This is a genomic window from Paenibacillus kribbensis (genome assembly GCF_001705305.1).
Taxonomy (GTDB): Bacteria; Bacillota; Bacilli; order Paenibacillales; family Paenibacillaceae; genus Paenibacillus; species Paenibacillus kribbensis_B.
The window spans coordinates 291,894-310,591 of the sequence record NZ_MCBP01000001.1; the positions used below are offsets into that span (position 1 = coordinate 291,894).

At 46.1% G+C, this 18,698-nt stretch carries 16 protein-coding genes; all 16 read right to left on the bottom strand.

Features of this window, described 5'->3' with window-relative positions:
- Window positions 1–12: 12 nt before the first annotated feature.
- The gene (gene nusA, locus BAZ21_RS01290) at window positions 13–1,110 is read right to left on the bottom strand and encodes a transcription termination factor NusA (RefSeq protein ID WP_007430066.1); all 1,098 of its coding nucleotides are present in this window, start codon (window positions 1,108–1,110) and stop codon (window positions 13–15) included.
- Window positions 1,111–1,210: 100 nt separating this feature from the next.
- The gene (gene rimP, locus BAZ21_RS01295) at window positions 1,211–1,672 is read right to left on the bottom strand and encodes a ribosome maturation factor RimP (protein ID WP_068496338.1); all 462 of its coding nucleotides are present in this window, start codon (window positions 1,670–1,672) and stop codon (window positions 1,211–1,213) included.
- 311 nt (window positions 1,673–1,983) lie between these two features.
- Window positions 1,984–6,300, bottom strand: coding sequence for a PolC-type DNA polymerase III (locus BAZ21_RS01300; protein WP_068496340.1), 4,317 nt, complete (start codon window positions 6,298–6,300; stop codon window positions 1,984–1,986).
- A gap of 253 nt (window positions 6,301–6,553) precedes the next feature.
- The gene (gene proS / locus BAZ21_RS01305) at window positions 6,554–8,002 is read right to left on the bottom strand and encodes a proline--tRNA ligase (protein WP_068496342.1); all 1,449 of its coding nucleotides are present in this window, start codon (window positions 8,000–8,002) and stop codon (window positions 6,554–6,556) included.
- 51 nt (window positions 8,003–8,053) lie between these two features.
- A complete protein-coding gene (gene rseP / locus BAZ21_RS01310; protein ID WP_068496345.1) occupies window positions 8,054–9,325 on the bottom strand; it encodes an RIP metalloprotease RseP in 1,272 nt (423 codons plus the stop codon).
- A gap of 109 nt (window positions 9,326–9,434) precedes the next feature.
- Window positions 9,435–10,574, bottom strand: coding sequence for a 1-deoxy-D-xylulose-5-phosphate reductoisomerase (locus BAZ21_RS01315; protein ID WP_068496347.1), 1,140 nt, complete (start codon window positions 10,572–10,574; stop codon window positions 9,435–9,437).
- Window positions 10,575–10,726: 152 nt separating this feature from the next.
- Complete coding sequence (locus BAZ21_RS01320; RefSeq protein WP_068496349.1) at window positions 10,727–11,518, bottom strand: phosphatidate cytidylyltransferase; 792 nt, start codon at window positions 11,516–11,518, stop codon at window positions 10,727–10,729.
- A 17-nt stretch (window positions 11,519–11,535) separates the two neighbouring features.
- Window positions 11,536–12,303 carry an isoprenyl transferase gene (locus BAZ21_RS01325; RefSeq protein WP_010346349.1) on the bottom strand — a complete coding sequence of 256 codons (768 nt, stop codon included), beginning with the start codon at window positions 12,301–12,303 and terminating at the stop codon, window positions 11,536–11,538.
- Between the two features lie 84 nt (window positions 12,304–12,387).
- On the bottom strand, window positions 12,388–12,942 hold the full coding sequence (gene frr, locus BAZ21_RS01330; RefSeq protein WP_068496351.1) for a ribosome recycling factor: 555 nt from the start codon (window positions 12,940–12,942) through the stop codon (window positions 12,388–12,390).
- Window positions 12,942–13,670: a UMP kinase gene (pyrH, locus tag BAZ21_RS01335; protein WP_068496353.1), complete on the bottom strand. Its 729-nt coding sequence runs from the start codon at window positions 13,668–13,670 to the stop codon at window positions 12,942–12,944. Before pyrH ends, frr begins: the two co-directional genes overlap by 1 nt.
- Before the next feature lie 120 nt (window positions 13,671–13,790).
- Window positions 13,791–14,441: a translation elongation factor Ts gene (gene tsf, locus BAZ21_RS01340; protein WP_068496354.1), complete on the bottom strand. Its 651-nt coding sequence runs from the start codon at window positions 14,439–14,441 to the stop codon at window positions 13,791–13,793.
- A gap of 132 nt (window positions 14,442–14,573) precedes the next feature.
- The gene (gene rpsB, locus BAZ21_RS01345) at window positions 14,574–15,272 is read right to left on the bottom strand and encodes a 30S ribosomal protein S2 (RefSeq protein WP_007430055.1); all 699 of its coding nucleotides are present in this window, start codon (window positions 15,270–15,272) and stop codon (window positions 14,574–14,576) included.
- 254 nt (window positions 15,273–15,526) lie between these two features.
- A complete protein-coding gene (locus BAZ21_RS01350) occupies window positions 15,527–16,174 on the bottom strand; it encodes an endolytic transglycosylase MltG (protein WP_068496356.1) in 648 nt (215 codons plus the stop codon).
- On the bottom strand, window positions 16,171–16,803 hold the full coding sequence (locus BAZ21_RS01355; RefSeq protein WP_068496358.1) for a DUF6115 domain-containing protein: 633 nt from the start codon (window positions 16,801–16,803) through the stop codon (window positions 16,171–16,173). Before BAZ21_RS01355 ends, BAZ21_RS01350 begins: the two co-directional genes overlap by 4 nt.
- A gap of 43 nt (window positions 16,804–16,846) precedes the next feature.
- The gene (locus BAZ21_RS01360) at window positions 16,847–17,167 is read right to left on the bottom strand and encodes a hypothetical protein (protein ID WP_068497053.1); all 321 of its coding nucleotides are present in this window, start codon (window positions 17,165–17,167) and stop codon (window positions 16,847–16,849) included.
- 79 nt (window positions 17,168–17,246) lie between these two features.
- Window positions 17,247–18,656, bottom strand: a complete 1,410-nt coding sequence (locus tag BAZ21_RS01365; RefSeq protein WP_068496361.1) for a DUF342 domain-containing protein — start codon at window positions 18,654–18,656, stop codon at window positions 17,247–17,249.
- Between the last annotated feature and the right edge of the window lie 42 nt (window positions 18,657–18,698).

Consider the following 18,698-nt stretch of genomic DNA (forward strand, 5'->3'; position numbering starts at 1 on the left):
CCTACACTCCGCTTAATCTACAGAAACGGAATCCTGATGCATTTCATCGGTGGATGTTCTTGGTCTGCCAAGCTCTTCCTCCGCCTGTGTTTCACTCTTAATATCAATTTTCCAGCCAGTAAGCTTAGCAGCAAGACGAGCATTCTGTCCTTTAATACCAATAGCCAGAGAAAGCTGATAATCCGGCACAATGACACGCGCCATCTTTTCTTCTTCAAATACCTGTACCTCAAGTACTTTAGAAGGGCTTAACGCATTAGCAACGTATTCGTCAACGTTATCGGAATAGCGCACGATGTCGATTTTTTCGCCACGCAGCTCATTCACAATGGTTTGTACCCGTGTTCCTCTAGGTCCTACACAGGAGCCTACCGGATCAACCTCTTCATTGCGGGAATGAACCGCGATTTTAGAACGGAAGCCTGCTTCACGCGCTACAGAACGAATCTCTACCACACCGTCAAAAATTTCAGGCACCTCGAGTTCAAACAAACGCTTAAGCAGACCCGGATGTGAGCGGGACAGCATAATTTGCGGCCCTTTGGTTGTGTTCTCTACTTTGGTAATATAAGCCTTAATCCGATCCAGATGGTTGAATTTCTCATTTGGCATCAGTTCGCTCAACGGCAGAACCGCTTCTACCTTGCCCAAATCAATATAAATATTGCGTGGGTCTTGGCGCTGTACAGTTCCTGTTACAATATCTTCTTCCTTGTCCACAAACTTGTTGTAGATCAAGCCCCGTTCCGCTTCGCGGATACGCTGGGTCACGACCTGCTTCGCTGTTTGTGCAGCAATCCGTCCAAAATCACGTGGTGTAACTTCAATTTCAGCGATATCCTCCAACTGAAAATGCGGATTAATTTCACGAGCTGCCGGCAACGAAATCTCGGTGCGAGGGTCCAATACCTCCTCAACAATCAGCTTGCGCGCATATACCTTAATGACTCCCGAGTTGCGGTTCATATCAACACGCACGTTCTGTGCGGTGTTGAAATTCCGTTTGTAGCTGGAAATCAAGGCTGCTTCAATGGCCTCAAACAGCACATCCTTGCTGATCCCCTTTTCTCTTTCCAACTCGTTCATTGCTTCAATAAAATCCATACTCATGGATTACTGCTCCCCCTTTCAAATGATGGCACCTGTGTCCTGGTCAGCACACGAGGTATAAAACATGAAGTCATGTCAAACAGCAACAGTCAAATCCAAATTAAAATATGATCGCGAACCTTGCACCAGCTACCTTTTCATAAGGTATGGCATGCTTCTTTTGTCCGCTTTGAACGGTGAGCTCCCCATCTTCAAAAGAAAGCAGACGACCTTCAAATTCCTTCAGGCCGTTGATCGGCTCGTATGTAGTAACAAATACATTTTTGCCTACCGCTTTAGTTACGTCCTCCGCTTTTTTCAGCGGTCTTTCGGCACCTGGTGAGGATACTTCCAGAAAATATGCTGTAGAAACCGGATCATTCTCATCCAGCTTTTGGCTCAGATATTCACTGATCATACTACAGTCGTCCAGATCAATTCCTCCGTCTTTGTCTACAAAAACGCGAAGAAACCAGTTGCTGCCCTCTTTGACATACTCGACATCGACCAGTTCAAAGCCGTGCTCATCAAAATAAGGTTGGGCCATTTCTTCTACTGCTGATTTGATCTTTGGTGTGCTCAAAGATTATAACCTCCAAAAGTAAACTTTCCTGTGGTGAAAAAAGACGCCCCATTACTATGGACAATGCTTCTTCATCACCGGCATTTTCCATTTTTATTTGATGTAATGTTCATTTCGGGCTCACTGCAAATAAACCGGCGTACCGGTTCTGGCCCAAAAATAACGTTTTCACGTTGTAACTGTATATCAAACAGTAAAGAGTGGGTTTCCCCACTCTTTTAGCAACGGTTTTATCTCCATGATTACCAAAAAAATTATATCATAACCATAGTTATGTGACAAGTGCCAGAGCTTGACTACTGTGGTTCGGATTAAAACAGAGACAGCTGATTGCTCTCTGGCAAACCTCGAAAGCACCCCATCTGGGACAGCATTTCGACAATGGTTTTACTGGCCTTCGACTTTTGCTGAAAATCCTCGACAGACAAAAATTCACCCTGTTCACGGGCAGCCGCGATGTTACGCGCCGCGTTTTCACCAATCCCCTGAAGGGCTCCGAACGGCGGAATGAGCGAATCTTCATCCACTTTGAAGCGTGTAGCTTCGGACCGGTACAAATCAATCGATTTGAAACTGAAGCCCCGAGCCGTCATTTCCAAAGCCATTTCCAGGATTGGAAGCATCCCTTTTTCTTTTTGCGGTGCCTGAAAACCGAGCTGCTCGATTTCGACAATCTTCCGCGCGATTGCATCATACCCCTGACAGCACAGGTCAATATCAAAATCGGCTGCGCGTACTGAGAAGTAAGTCGCATAATATTCTATCGGATGATACAGCTTGAAATACGCTGTACGCACCGCTGAAATAACATAGGCCGCGGCATGCGCCTTCGGAAACATGTACTGGATTTTCAGACAGGAATCAATGTACCACTGCGGCACCTTGCATTTTTTCATTTCCTCAATCCACTCGGCACTAAGTCCCTTACCTTTACGCACGCTCTCCGTAATTTTAAAGGCCAGACCTGCGTCCATCCCCGCCTTGTAAATCAAAAACAGCATGATATCATCCCGGCAACCAATTACGGTCTTGATGTTGCAGGTATTGTTTTTGATCAATTCCTGCGCGTTCCCCAGCCATACACCCGTACCGTGAGACAAACCGGATATTTGCAGTAAATCGGCAAAAGAGCTCGGCTGCGACTCTACCAGCATCTGGCGTACAAACTTTGTCCCCATCTCTGGTACACCGTAGGTTGCGACAGGTGTGCGGATTTGCTGTGGTGATACACCGAGTGCCTCCGTGGAGTTGAACATGCTCATCACTTTAGGATCGTTCATGGGGATCGTCGTCGGGTCAACCCCGGTCAAATCCTGAAGCATCCTCATCATGGTCGGATCATCATGGCCCAGAATATCGAGCTTGAGCAAGTTCGCATCAAAAGCGTGATAATCAAAATGCGTCGTTTTCCATTCTGAGCTCGTATCATCAGCCGGGTATTGCACCGGTGTAATGTCCTCGACCTCAATATAATCGGGAACAACTACAATCCCGCCTGGATGCTGTCCAGTACTCCGTTTTACACCCGTACAGCCGGAAGCCAGCCTGTTCAGCTCAGCTCCGCGCCATTTTTTATGATGTGCCTCTTCATATTTTTTGGCAAAACCAAACGCCGTTTTCTCGGCAACCGTACCGATGGTTCCTGCACGGAAAACACTTTTTTCACCAAACAGCACTTTCGTATAGTTATGCGCGACAGGCTGATATTCTCCGGAGAAATTCAAGTCAATATCGGGAACTTTATCTCCTTTAAATCCAAGGAACGTTTCGAATGGTATATCCTGTCCCTCACCCTTGAGCTTACCACCGCAATTCGGACAGTTCTTGTCCGGCAAGTCAAACCCGCTCGGCACACTTCCATCCAAAAACCATTCGCTGTGTCTGCATTCAGGATTAACGCAAATATAATGGGCAGGCAATGGATTAACCTCAGAAATACCAAGGAAAGTGGCCACCACAGAAGAACCGACAGAGCCCCGTGAACCTACCAGGTATCCATCCTGATTAGACTTTTTAACCAGACGCTCGGAAATGAGATAGTTAGCGGAGAACCCGTATTTGATAATAGGCTCCAATTCTTTTTCAAGACGAGCTACAACGACCTCAGGCAAGGATTCGCCATATATGGATTGAGCCGTCTCATAGCATGTATTACGGATCTCCTCATCTGCTCCGTCCAGCAATGGCGTAAACAGCTTGTCAGGGAATAGTTCCAGTTCCTCAAACCGCTCCGCCAGCTCGTTTGTGTTGGTCACAACTACCTCATAAGCTTTTTCCTCACCCAGAAACTCGAACTCTGCCAGCATTTCATCCGTTGTCCGCAAATGAGCATCCGGCTTACGGATATCTTTTAGCGGGCTAAACCCGGTAATGCCGTGTATGGTGATATCACGATACAGCTTATCGCGAGTCTCCAAATAGTGAACATTGCCTGTAGCAATAACCGGCTTATCCAGCCGCTTTCCTATTTCGCATACTTTACGTATGGCCGTTTTCAGAGCGTCAGGTCCGCTTACCAGCTGCTTTTCCACCAGATGCATATACATCGTTAAAGGCTGGATCTCCAGCACATCATAAAACTGTGCGATTTCCTCGGCTTCTTCCTCGGATTTGTTCAATACGGCCTCGAAAAACTCTCCCTTTTCGCAGCCGGAAATAATAAGCAATCCCTCTCTCATTTCCGACAATTGTGATTTAGGAATACAAGGCACACGCTTAAAATATTCGGTATGAGACATCGATACCAGCTTGTACAGATTTTTTTTGCCAACCGGATTCAGGGCATAAATGCAGCAGTGGAAGGGACGCGCGGTCGATAAATCCTTCCCCACATAGTCGTTCAGGCGATCAAGCATTTTCATACCTTTAATTTGTTCCGCATCATTCAGCAAACCATTCAACACTTCTGTCAACGCAACCGTATCATCAATGGCCCGGTGATGGCTTTCAAGTGCAACCTTATATTTGGCCGTCAGTGTATTCAAGCGGTGATTTTTCATGGTTGGAAAAAGCAAGCGGGCCAGTTCCAGCGTATCCAGTACCGGATTGGTCATTTCAGGCAAACCCATCGTTCGAAGCGTTGCCTGGATGAAGCCAACATCAAACCTCGCATTATGGGCAACCAACACAGCATCGCCAGCAAAAGCCACGAACTCCTTCATAACCGGTTCCACGTCCGGTGCATCCTTGACCATTTCATCGTTAATGTTGGTCAGCTGCTGGATATTGTAGGGAATACGCTCATGCGGATTAACAAAGGTCGCATAACGGTCAACTTCCTTGCCCTCATGCATTTTGACAGCCGCTATCTCAATGATTTTATTTTGTGTGACGGACAATCCGGTGGTTTCAATATCAAAAACGACATAAGTCGCTGCTTTCAGATTTAACGGCTGTGCCTGCATCACAACCTCAACTGCATCATTAACCACATTGGCCTCAATGCCATAGATAATTTTAATTCCGTTTTTCTTGGCTGCCTTGGCGGCATCAGGATAGCATTGCACTCCACCATGATCGGTGACCGCAATCGCTTTGTGCCCCCACTTGGCGGCTGTTTTGACATATTGATCAATCGAGGCTACAGCATCCATTGCACTCATCTTTGTATGCAGATGGAACTCAACCCGCTTTTCCTCTGCGTTATCCTTACGTGTAGGCGGAGCCTGTACTTCAATCAGATCGGAAGGAATCATAACCAGCTCGGGAATTTGCATAAAACGATCATATTCTACCCGTCCACGGACTTTGACCCATTTTCCGTTAGCCAGCAGACTGAGCACCTTCAGATCCTCTTTTGTTTTAGCAAACATTTTCATCTGCAAGGAATCACTAAAGTCTGTCAAATAGAACATAAACAACGTACTGCCATTGCGCAGCTCTTTACTATCCAGACCGAAGATCGTACCCTGCAAAGTAACTTTCTTCTCTTCGTCCTGAATATCCTGCATCGGAACAGGCGGTTCTTTGATTTCATATCCAAATTGAAGTCGGACATCTCCCTCTTCCTCTTCTACAGGCGGCATTTCAGTTTCCATACTTTCCATCATTTTCTGAATAACTTCGCGTTCTTCTTTCATCTTCTTCTCTTGGAACTGTTGCAAAGCCTCCTGATTACTTTCACCGACCTGAATTTTAACGCGCATGGAGAGTCCAAAATATTTGTCATAAAATTTGATAATAGCTTGGTCAATCTGTTTTTTACGCGCCAGCTCCAGCGACATGCTATCGCTCATCGTCAGTATGAACAATCCATCTTCCCACTCATGCACAGCCCGATTCATCCAACCGTTTACAGAGGGAATTTCACGATGGACCCACTCCAGAAAAAGCTTCCAGTATTCGCCGATGATATCACCAGGTTGAACCTGGTCGCTATAATGAAACCGAAACGTTATTTTAGCGATATGATTCATCTTTTCCTGTACCTGAATGCAAAACGTACGATATACCTGAGCGGGGACCAGTGTCTCCTTGACAATGATGATATTCCAGTCCTTATTGGTACGGCTAATTTCCACCTGATCAATCCAACCGTCCAAAAAATAAGGTTCAACCACTCCCGCAGGCATCACAACCTGTTTCATCAGCAGTTCCAGCCGCTTTCTCTTTTCTTCAGCTCCGCCCATGGCTCTCCCCCCCATTTTCTAATGATGCTATTCTAGCTGTCTTTATAGTGTACAGCGGTCTCCTCATCTTCAACTCTCATTCCGAAAACATGAAAAGCTTCTGCGTCAAAAACATCTCCGACCGCAAAAGCTTTTCGTAGCCCTCCTCACCCCTCCAACGCGACAATATAAATCCTACGGGGCATTGCCACGTACAGTTATACTGTTAGCAGAGAAAATGAAGTGAGTATAATGGGTTTGCTTTACTTCTTTATTAGTACGCCCGTGCGAACACTACAGTATGCTTGGCTGGTTTGCCACAGCACAGACATGCGGTCTTTTGCTCGGTTGTTTTAAACGGTATATTGCGGCTTGTAGCGCCTGTCACTTCTTTGACCTTGTCTTCACATTCCTCAGATCCACACCAGCCTGCTAAAGTAAAGCCGCGTTTTTCTTCCATGAGCGCCTTCATTTCATCCAGCGTATCGACGGAATAGAAGTTTTCTTCCATAAAATTCTTCGCACGATCATACATTTCCTGTTGTACCTGTGTGAGCATTGCTTGGACTTCCTCTACCAGGTTGTCCTGCTGTACAATTTTTTTCTCGCCACTTATACGAGATACGAGTACACAGACACCGTTTTCCATATCACGAGGTCCGATTTCCAAACGTACTGGTACACCGCGCATTTCATATTCGTTAAATTTCCAGCCTGGACTTACATCGCTGCGGTCATCCATTTTCACACGTACACCTGCTTGCTTCAACTCAGCGAACAGTTCATCTGCACGCGCGATCACAGCATCACGCTTCTTAGGCGGTCCGATTGGAACCATAACGACTTGTGTAGGTGCAACTTTAGGAGGCAAAGCCAAACCCCGATCATCTCCATGGACCATAATCAGTGCACCAATCAAGCGTGTGCTTGTTCCCCATGAAGTTGTATGTGCGAATTCCAGATTATTTTCACGGCTCAAATATTTAATGTCAAATGCAACCGCAAAATTAGTCCCCATATAGTGAGAGGTCCCAGCTTGTACCGCACGCCCATCCTTCATCATCGCTTCCAGTGAGAATGTATCCTTCGCACCTGCAAATTTTTCAGATGGTGTCTTTTGCCCAGTAATAACTGGAATAGCCAAAACTTCTTCGATAACCTCACGATATACTTCCAGCATTTTCATCGTTTCTTCGCGTGCTTCTTCCTCTGTTTCATGAGCCGTGTGACCTTCTTGCCACAAAAATTCACTTGTGCGCAAGAAGGGTAGTGTCCGTTTTTCCCAACGTACTACGTTAGCCCATTGGTTAATAAGCACAGGCAGATCTCGATAGGACTGAATCCATTTGGAGTACATATGTCCAATCATGGTTTCTGAAGTCGGACGGATTGCAAGGCGCTCTTCCAGCTTTTCCCCGCCAGCCTCGGTTACCCAAGGAAGCTCAGGATTAAATCCTTCCACATGTTCTTTTTCCTTTTGGAAAAAGCTTTCGGGGATAAACATTGGAAAATAAGCATTGCGGTGACCCGTTTCTCTGAAACGCACGTCCATGGCTTCCTTGATATGCTCCCAAATTTCAAAACCGTCTGGGCGGAATACAATACACCCGCGAACCGGGGAATAATCCATCAGCTCTGCTTTTTTAATAACATCAATGTACCATCGGGAAAAATCTTCGCTCTGTGGCGTAATTTCCTCGACAAACTGTTTATCGTTCGACATAGAAATGCATGTCCTCCCATACAGACCATTTTTATATAAGTCCGCCTCTAATTAACCATTAATTAAGCGTAAAATATCGTTGTACGTGACCGCGATCATAAGCAGGAATAGCATCGCAAAACCAACAAAATGGACCATTCCCTCTCTGCCCGGATCAATGGGACGTCCTCTTACCGCCTCCACACCGAGGAACACAAGTCTGCTACCATCCAGCGCTGGGATAGGCAACAAATTAAAAATCCCCAGATAGAGACTCATAATAGCCGTCCAATACGTTAACTGCTCAATACCCTGCTTGGCAATTTGTCCCGTCACTTCAAAAGTACGTACAGGACCGCCCAGATCATTAATAGAAAAGCGTTGAATGAGCTGGCTAAATCCCTGGAAAATAATATCGGTCGTTCTTACCATGGATTGTCCGGCAAATTTAAATGTCTCTCCAACCCCTGCTTGGCGTTTTGGAAGTTCCGGCACGATACCTACTTTACCGCCCTTTTGCCCCTCCATTGCCCGAGGCGTGATGGTGAGATCAAATGTTTGATTATCACGGCGAACCTTCCACTTCATCGGCTTGTCTTGAGAATCGGCAATCAGCTTGATCAAATTTTCAACATTCGCACCAATCGCAGTACCATTTACCGATTCAATGATATCTCCCTTATGCAAATTAGCCTCGGCAGCAGGCATCCCCGCTGTAATTTCACTAATTTGAACATAAGTGGGGTTCTCCACTTGTATCCCGACCATCTGGATATGCAGACCAAACAGAATAAAGGCAAGAATAAAATTCATCAGTGGTCCAGCAAAAATAGCCATCGCACGCTGTCCCACCGTTTTGCTGCCATACTGTCGATCCTTCGGAGCAATTTGAATGGATTGTCCTTTGGTTACCATCATCGCTTGCGGGTGTACAGTGTATTGCTGATCTTCGCCATCCACATCCAATTTTACAGTCAGCGCCTCTTCCAGATCAATATTCAACACTTCGCCACGGATCACATTTTTACGGTTATCCAGTTGATCCAGATAAATGGTTTTAACGACGCCGTCCGTTACGCGTACAGCAATCGTTTGTCCGGCTTCGATTTCATTAACCTCCGGATCTTCTCCCGCCATGCGGGCGAAACCACCGAAAGGCAACAAACGTAGCGTAAATCGCGTCTCGTTTCTTTTATAAGAAAACAGTTTCGGACCGAAACCGATCGCAAACTCCCGTACCAGAATCCCGGCGCGTTTGGCAAAATAATAATGCCCCCATTCATGCACCGTCACTATGACGAAAAACATGAGCACCGTCATCAACACTATTTGAATCGTTTCCAATCGTTTCCGTTCCCCTTTCAATGAGATCGAGTTTGTCTTCCTAGATTATCATTATTCTCCAATCCTGCACAAGAGAATCACATTTCGCTTCTCCAACCCCAAGTCAGCCCTATAGCCCGGCAGCTATGCTACGAGTCTCAGTATCACAGGCTTCAATCGCAGACAGATCAGGGTTAGCCACATTGACATGTCGCCCCAGCACACGTTCAATAATAGCCTCAATATGCAGAAAAGAAATTTCTCCACGCAGAAAACGGGCAACAGCAATCTCATTAGCTGCATTAAATGCGGTTGGTGCTGTACCACCCATTTTACCACATTCGAAGGCAAGCCTTAAACAAGGAAAACGATGAAAGTCCATTTCCTTAAAATGGAGCTTACCCACCTCAGCAAGTGACAGCGGCTTCGCCGGGGACTTCATCCGCTCAGGGTAGGTCAAAGCATATTGAATGGGTACCCTCATGTCCGGATTCCCCAGTTGGGCAACGATGCTCGTATCCTGAAATTCCACATAGGAATGAATGATACTTTCTGGATGAAGCAATACGTGAATTTGCTCATAATCAAGCCCGAACAGCCAGTGGGCTTCTATGACCTCCAGCCCTTTGTTTACCATCGTTGCTGAATCAATCGTAATTTTGGCGCCCATCGACCAATTGGGATGTTTAAGTGCATCTTCCGCCGTAACTTCACGAAGCTGTTCTCTTGTTAGATCCCTGAAAGAACCGCCCGATGCCGTGAGGGTAATATGCGCCACATCTTTCATGCGCTCACCGTTCAAGCATTGGAATATAGCTGAATGCTCACTGTCAATCGGCAGCAACGGCACGCCTTTCGCCCGAGCTCGCTCTGTGACCAGATGACCGGCAGTAACCAGTGTTTCCTTATTGGCCAAACCGATCTGCTTCCCAGCCTCAATCGCGGCCAGCGTGGAGTGCAATCCGACACTGCCCATTACAGCCGTCACAACCATATCTGCCTCTGTGTTTGCAGCCAGCTCAACGAGTCCTTCATTTCCCCAATGCAGTTCCATACCGGGTGGCAGTAAAGGCCGAATTTCTTCCGCCAGCTGCCTGGTGCCGACAGACACTTTTTTAGGTTGATAAAGATGCGCCTGTTCAGCAAGCAGCTTTATGTTAGAACCACCCGCTAAAGCCTCAACAACAAACTGATCCGGGTGCATAGATACCACATCCAGCGTTTGTGTTCCAATAGATCCGGTTGAACCGAGTACCGTAATTCTTTTCATGATGCACCTTCCTATCCTGAAAATCACTTTTATCCAGGAGCTCATTGTTTGTTATTCAGGGCAGCTATGCTATTGGTTTTATCCTTCTTATGAAGCGGTGTGAGCAGCAAAGAGATTAATCCTGAGCATAAACTGTAATCATCAGGTAAGTTTCATGGAAGCAGCATCAGCATATGTACAAATGGAAAAACGACAATCCAGCTGTCGCAGCGGTCTAAAATACCACCGTGCCCTGGCAGCAGATTACCGGAATCTTTAATGCCGTACACTCGTTTGTACGCAGATTGCACCAAATCGCCCAGTTGCCCCACAACCGCACAGGCCAAGCCAATACCGAAGGCTTTGGACCACGGCAGCAGTCCTCCTGACAATCCGGCGAATAGCAGAGCTATAACCAACGCTAAAACAATCCCGCCGATGGATCCTTCGACCGTTTTGTTTGGACTAATCGCAGGCCATAGTTTCGTTCTCCCTGCCAATTTACCTACAAAATAAGCTCCTGCATCACTTGCCCAAATACAAGCCAGCAATAAAAAAGTCCATAACAGCCCATGTTCCATATGACGTGATTCCGCAATATACGAAAATCCAAAACCTATATAAACGGTACCAAGGAATAGCATAGCTACCGTTTGAATAGGGATTTTGTTTTTCGTCCCCACTGTAATGACCATAAAAGCTATCATCAGTAGCCAAAGCATGCTGGCAAAGGGTAGCGGTGAATGCAAACCCAAAGGTTGATAAGGGAATACAAAAGCTAATATGCTCACGTACCCGAGCATTGCCGTACCCCCAAAAGGAGATACCTGCGTCATTCGTGCGAACTCATAAAATCCGATTAGGGCCATCACCAAAATAAGCAAATGGTAGGCCAAGCCGCCCCACAGGACCATCGCCAAAAAGAATACGCCTGCCAGAATACCGGTAATTAATCTCTGTCTCAACGGCTTTCATCCTCCATTTACTTCAGTCCGCCATACCGTCGTGATCTTTGCTGATATTCGATCACTGCTTCGTATAAGTGTTCTTTCTTAAATTCAGGCCAATAAATATCCGTAAACCATAACTCACTATAAGCAAGCTGCCAGAGCATAAAATTACTGAGTCTAAGCTCACCACTTGTCCGAATCAGTAAATCAGGGTCTGGCATATCACTGGAAAGCAACGTGTTTCCGATCATATCAGGTGTTATATCTTCTGATTTGAGTTTCCCGCTCTCAATTTGACGCCCCAACGTCTGCATGCATTCTGTGATTTCCAGCCGACTTCCATAATTTAATGCAAAATTAAGAACAAGTCCGGTATTATGTTCGGTTCGCCGAATCGCTTCAGTCAGCGCTTCAACGGTATGAGAAGGTAAAAGCTCCTTGTTTCCCATCATACGTACCTGCACATTTTTTTCAATCAGCTCATCCAGCTCAATAGCCAGGAATTCCTGTGGCAATCGCATTAGAAAATCAACTTCGTCCTTTGGACGCGTCCAATTTTCAGTCGAAAAAGCAAACAAAGTCAAATACTTAATGCCCAGTTCATCCGCCGCAATTGCTGTGCGTTTCACTGCCTTCATTCCATTTTGATGCCCTACAATCCGCGGCATTCCAATCCGTTTGGCCCATCTGCCGTTTCCATCCATGATGACAGCAACATGCTGCGGAATATTGTCTTTTGAAATGGCCGGTGTTTGCTGATTTTGTTCCCTGTTCCACCAAGACCGAACCCGTTTGATCATTCCAGTTCCTCCAGCATTCTCTGAAAATGTGCCTCAGGCTTGAAAAGAGACAAACCCCACCGTAAGGGAGGGGCTGCCATTCTTTTAGACTTCCATGATTTCTTTTTCTTTTGCAGCTAAAACTTTATCCACTTCAGCGATAAATTTATCGGTCGTTTTCTGGATATCTTCTTGATGTTTACGAGATTCGTCCTCGGAAATATCACTTTTCTCCATTTTTTTGATATCATCATTTGCATCACGGCGGATGTTACGAATAGCGATCTTCGCTTCTTCACCGTTCTTTTTCGTCATCTTCACCAGTTCAGTTCTGCGTTCCTCTGTCAGAGCAGGAATGCTCAGACGGATGGTATTTCCATCATTCGAAGGTGTCAAACCCAAATCCGATTTTTGGATAGCGCGCTCGATGTCGGCCAAGGAGGATTTGTCCCAAGGCTGAATCATCAAGGTTCGACTGTCAGGTGTGTTTACGTTCGCCAGTTGGTTGACCGGAGTCATTGCGCCGTAATACTCAACCTGCACACGGTCCAGTAAAGCTGGTGTTGCCCGCCCTGCACGCAAAGATGAAAGATCACGTTGCAAGGCCTGAATTGCTTTTTGCATGCGCTCTTCTGCGCTTTTTTTCACGGATTGTGGCATTAATTTACACTCCCTTTGACGATCGTACCAATTTTCTCACCCAGCACGACACGTTTAATGTTACCTTGCTCTGTAATAGCAAAGACAATTAACGGAATATTGTTATCCATGCACAGCGAGGAAGCTGTAGAATCCATGACACCGAGGTTTTTATTGAGCACATCCAAATACGTGAGCTGCTCATATTTCTCGGCTGTGCTATCTTTAAACGGATCGGCTGAATATACACCGTCCACTTTATTTTTAGCCATCAGAATCACTTCGGCTTCAATTTCAGCAGCTCGCAAAGCAGCTGTAGTGTCAGTCGAGAAGAACGGATTCCCTGTACCTGCCGAAAAGATAACGACCCGGCCTTTTTCCAGATGGCGGATAGCTCTACGACGGATATAAGGTTCTGCAATTTGTTGCATCGCGATGGATGTCTGCACACGTGTAGGTACTTCAATTTGCTCCAAAGCATCCTGCAAAGCCAGTGAGTTCATCACCGTTGCCAGCATACCCATGTAATCCGCCGTTGCCCGGTCAATCCCATTGGCGCTTCCAGCGATACCACGCCAGATATTGCCGCCTCCACATACGATGGCAACTTCCACACCCAGTTCCACAACGTCTTTGACTTGCTGAGCAATCGAAGCAATCGTATCTGCATCAATACCGTAACCGTTCGATCCTGACAGCGACTCTCCACTAACCTTCAGGACTACACGCTTAAAAACAGGTTTTTCCAAATGATCACCCTCCAATATCATTTATATTTTATGTAACAGGATAAGTGTCCTGTTGCAAGAAAAGGAACACCGATGTGTTCCATTTCCGCTTTTCCATATTCAATTACCGCTCGTTGGTAATTATTGTTTCACTTGAGACATAACTTCTTCGTAGAAGTTGTCTTCTTTTTTCTCCAGACCTTCACCCAGCTCAAAACGAACAAAGCGACGTAGGGAAATGTTTTCACCAATCGTACTGATTTTCTCATTGATCAGTGTGGAGATTGTTTTATCTGGATCTTTGATGAAAGATTGCTCCAGCAAGCAGAATTCTTCATAGAATTTACCGATGCGACCTTCAACCATTTTTTCAACGATTTTTTCTGGTTTGCCTTCGTTCAAAGCTTGTGCTTTCAAGATCTCTTTTTCTTTTTCAATCTCTTCCTGTGGCACTTCTTCGCGACGAACATAACGAGGGTTCGATGCAGCGATATGCATAGCGATGTCGCGCACAAAATCTTTGAACTGGTCTGTTTTAGCTACGAAGTCTGTTTCGCAGTTTACTTCTACCAGTACGCCGATACGGCCGCCAGCATGAATGTAGGATTCAACAACGCCTTCAGTAGCAATACGGCCTGCTTTGTTGGCTGCAGCTGCAAGTCCTTTTTCGCGCAGAACTTCAATCGCTTTTGTCAAATCACCATTTGCTTCTTCAAGCGCTTTTTTACAATCCAGCATTCCTGCGCCTGTTTTTTCACGAAGCTCTTTTACTGCGCTAGCATTAACTGCCATATTATTTCCCTCCAAATTTGATTTTCAGTGGTATACACGAGCTTTATTCCTTAAAAAAAGGGTAGTGAGAGGTTATCCACCTGCCAACCACCCTTTTCATTTAATTCGTATAGGTATTTCCTATCGGAAATATTATGCTGTAGTTTCTTCGCCTTGGTTTGCTTCCATAACTGCATCAGCCATTTTACCAGTCAGCAATTTAACAGCGCGAATCGCATCGTCATTACCTGGGATAACATAGTCGATTTCGTCTGGATCACAGTTAGTATCAACGATACCAACGATTGGGATACCCAATTTACGAGCTTCAGCAACCGCGATACGTTCTTTGCGTGGATCAATGATGAACAGAGCGCTTGGAAGGCCCTTCATGTTTTTGATACCGCCCAAGAATTTTTCAAGACGATCTTTTTCTTTGCGAAGGATGATAACTTCTTTTTTAGGAAGAACTGCGAATGTGCCGTCCTCTTCCCAAGATTCCAGCTGTTTCAAACGATCAATACGTTTTTGGATAGTTTGGAAGTTAGTCAGCGTTCCACCCAACCAACGTTGGTTAATGTAGAATTGACCAGCGCGTTCTGCTTCTTCCTTAACGGAATCTTGCGCTTGTTTCTTTGTGCCTACGAACAGGATTGTACCATTCTCAGCTGCAATGCTTTTTACGAAGTTGTAAGCTTCCTCAACCTTTTTCACTGTCTTTTGCAAGTCAATGATGTAAATACCGTTTCTTTCAGTGAAGATATAACGATCCATTTTCGGGTTCCAACGACGTGTTTGGTGACCAAAGTGAACCCCAGCTTCCAAAAGCTGTTTCATGGAGATTACTGCCATCTTCACACACCTCCTAAGTTTGGTTTTTTGTGTGTCCTCCGCCGACATCATTTTTCATAAAGACTTTCTGTTGAAAGCACCCTTCACGAAATTAACCGACGTGCGTTTTTAACACCGTCAATTAATATACCATAACACTTGCATCGTTGCAACCAACTTTTCGACAATCGTTGAATCCGTGCACAAAGTAACCTGGGTACTTCCGTCCGTCGAGCTTTTAAGAAAAGATAAGAGCCGTCCACTTCCCGTACTGGTCAGTTGGACGGCTTCTTTGTAATTTTAGTAATGATAGAACCGAAATCCTCACCTTTGACAAACTGATAGGTACCGGTACGAATTTTGGTATTGATTTTTTGAGCATTAGCCGCAGCCTCGAACGCACTGGCATCCGAAACAATGCCCGCCTTCTCCAAGCCGGATGCCACACTTCTCAAATTACTTCCCGATGCAATGCTATATTGCACTTGCGGAGTAGCAGGCTGCTTAGGGGCGGCTGGAGTAGTCTTAGTACCAGAATCTTTCACTTGCGGATTATCCGGTTTTTTCGTTATAGACGTGCTGGCCGCAGGCTTAGAAGCAGTCGAAGGTGTACTGTTCGCGGGTACCTTTGGTGTTGATGGCGTTTGAGCTGGTTTTGCCTTTTGGGGTGCAGTCGGTGTTTTGCTGCCTTCCTTGATAACCTTATTCCGCCATTCCTCTTCTGTCATCTTCGGATCAGAACTGTCACTGATCTGAAGATTTAATCCGGCTGCCGCCTTCTCCAATTGCTCACGGGTCATGTTTTTCGGATCTATTGAGGATGGCTGCGATTGTCCCTGACCGATCATCGCCAGTTGCAGCAGCAATGCGCCTGTTACAAGTCCGGTACCCATGCCTAGCATAAATGAACGATTTTTGATCATTTCAGATCCTCCCGTTCTGCCAGTTGCAATATGAGCTGTACCTCGCCCCGCTGGATACCTGATTGCTTGGCTATGTAATCCACCGACTTCCCCTGTTCATAGAGCGCAAACAGCTCTTGATAACGATCACGGATGGATTCTGGTGCCTGTTCGGTTTCAGGCTCTTGCAACGCCGTCTGCTCATCCCCGGCTACGATGAGAGCGTCCGAAACAGGATGCTCTTCTTGTAAGGGCATTGTGGACTGCGGTCTGTGAAACTGGTCATAAGCAGTCGCTGCCTGTTGAGAAATACCTGTATAGCGTATTCCCCCAGATGTAGGCTCCACCTGCGCAGAGGCCGCAGCAAGCACAGCCTGTCGCTCAAGCTCGACGATGCGGTTTCGGAGCTCAGCTACCTGCTCCTGTAATGCTGCCTGCTTCACTGCGTATTCCTGCTTCATACCAGATACGAGTTCAATCAGCTCGTCATTATCGCTTTCAATATCGGCCATGTATTGCTCCAGTGTGGCCTCGACCTTTTGGACGACGGCCTCTTCTGTTCCCCGATCCGGCTGACGCTTAGGCAGCAGCCGGGCGTAGACAACAGCTGCAATGCCCAGCAGAACAATATAAATCCATGGTTGGTCCACTGCCCATCGTCTCCTTTAATTATGCTCCTCCACCTGTTGTAAATCAGAGCGAAAAATCAATATGGTGTCCCTTATACGGATGCTCTGCCGGATGCTCTTTAGGCAGCTCGTTCTCACCAGATTGGGAACGGCTCTGCTGCGAAGATTCCCTGCCCTGAGCTCCTGTTTGCCGTTCATCGACAAATGCTTCTGCAGACTCATCTACCGCACTGCTTCGCTGACGCAAGTTCTCTGTCTCCAGCACGTTCTTTTGTCCTAGCAGTGCCTGGTCATTCATCGGCCGCTGATGGAAATCACTTTGGTATCTACCTGCTTCACTGGTACGGGGTACGGCAATTTGCAATTCAACAGCTTTCAAGCTCATTGGACCACGCCCTTTCCGATTGAGCATCCGTGTATGTCTTCCAAGAAATACAATGTTGAGTTAGAATCTGTATACTAAATTATACATAAGAGGACATGCTGATGTCTCCCTCATGATAATAAAACGCCATTCTTTCCACTGAATCTTTAATAAATTTCGTATATCTGCCGATAACTATTTTAGAGCCGCCGTAAATTATATTTTTTACTTCTACCCGTGCACGGCTCGTATCTTCCAAAGTTCGTTCGATTTCCAGCATCCTGGACTTGGTTTCCATAAGCTCATGCTCATTAGATTTTTTAGTAGATGTCAGCTTGATTCGCATGGCCATTCTTTCAGGTGCAAGCTGTCCAGTGGCAGCTAGCTGATCCAATATAGTGAGGGCCTTATTGGTTTTATCCTGACTGTCTGTCTGCTGCTTCAAACGTGCGCGCAGCTCTGTCAGCTCATCCCGCAGTTCTGGAAGCACGCCCACTTCGATAATGGTAGCTGTGGACATCGTGTTACCGATGGTACGCGCCACTACCTTTTCACCTGCTTGTACATTGCCACCCACGATGAGTCCTTTTGTCCCCTCGCAAATTACATTTTTGCTCGCTTTAATCTGGGAATGCATAATGCTCTGGGATACGAGAATATCGCCTCCCGCAATGACGTTACCATCCTGTATAAAGGAGCATTTCACATTTTGTGCTGCTTTCACATAGCCCTTATGGTATCCAATAATGCCGCCACTGATTTCCACCGAACCTTCTGCTTCCAGTTCAGCACCTTCCACACCACCGATTACACGGATGTCGCCAGCAGCCCGAATACGAAAACCTGTCAATACATTTCCACGAATGACGACGGTTCCAACAAAATCAATGTTACCAACACCATAATCCACGTCTCCGTTTACTTCATATACAGGGAATACATTAAGCTTGCCCTTTTCAGTTGTAGTCACCAATCCGTCAATAGCCGCATACATCGCAATACCTTCCGGATGAATCACTACATTTTTTCCAATCTTAAAGCGGGCCTCTCTACCCGGAAGAAAAGGAATTTCCTCCCCGGTTACAGCAATACCCGGTACACCCGGCAGAGGCTCAACCCGTTCGGCAATCAGCTGTCCACGCTTTACATTTCGCAAACGAGTTAATTCTTTATAGTCCACCCGGCCATCAACGGTTTCGAGCGGCTTATGTGTATAATCTCCGGTCACGATTTCGGCCAGATTAATTTTTCCGTCTTTGCCATGGATCGGCTGCTTTCCCTGAGCAATCAATAATTTGGTGAAGAAATGATCTTCCGGACGTGCCACAAATGTATGAATCGCATCAGTAATTAAACCATAAGATATTTTCTGGCTGCTCAGAAAACGCTCCAGTTCTTCCACAGAACAGTTAAAGCCTTCCTCACGTTTGGCAAACTCCAAATAGGCGGTTTGTTTGTCAGGTGAGACAACCACTTTTAAAAACTGGTCCAAAGCATATTGCTTCTCCACAAGGGTCCTCCTTCCGTTTAACTGTTACTGTAACCTCCTGTA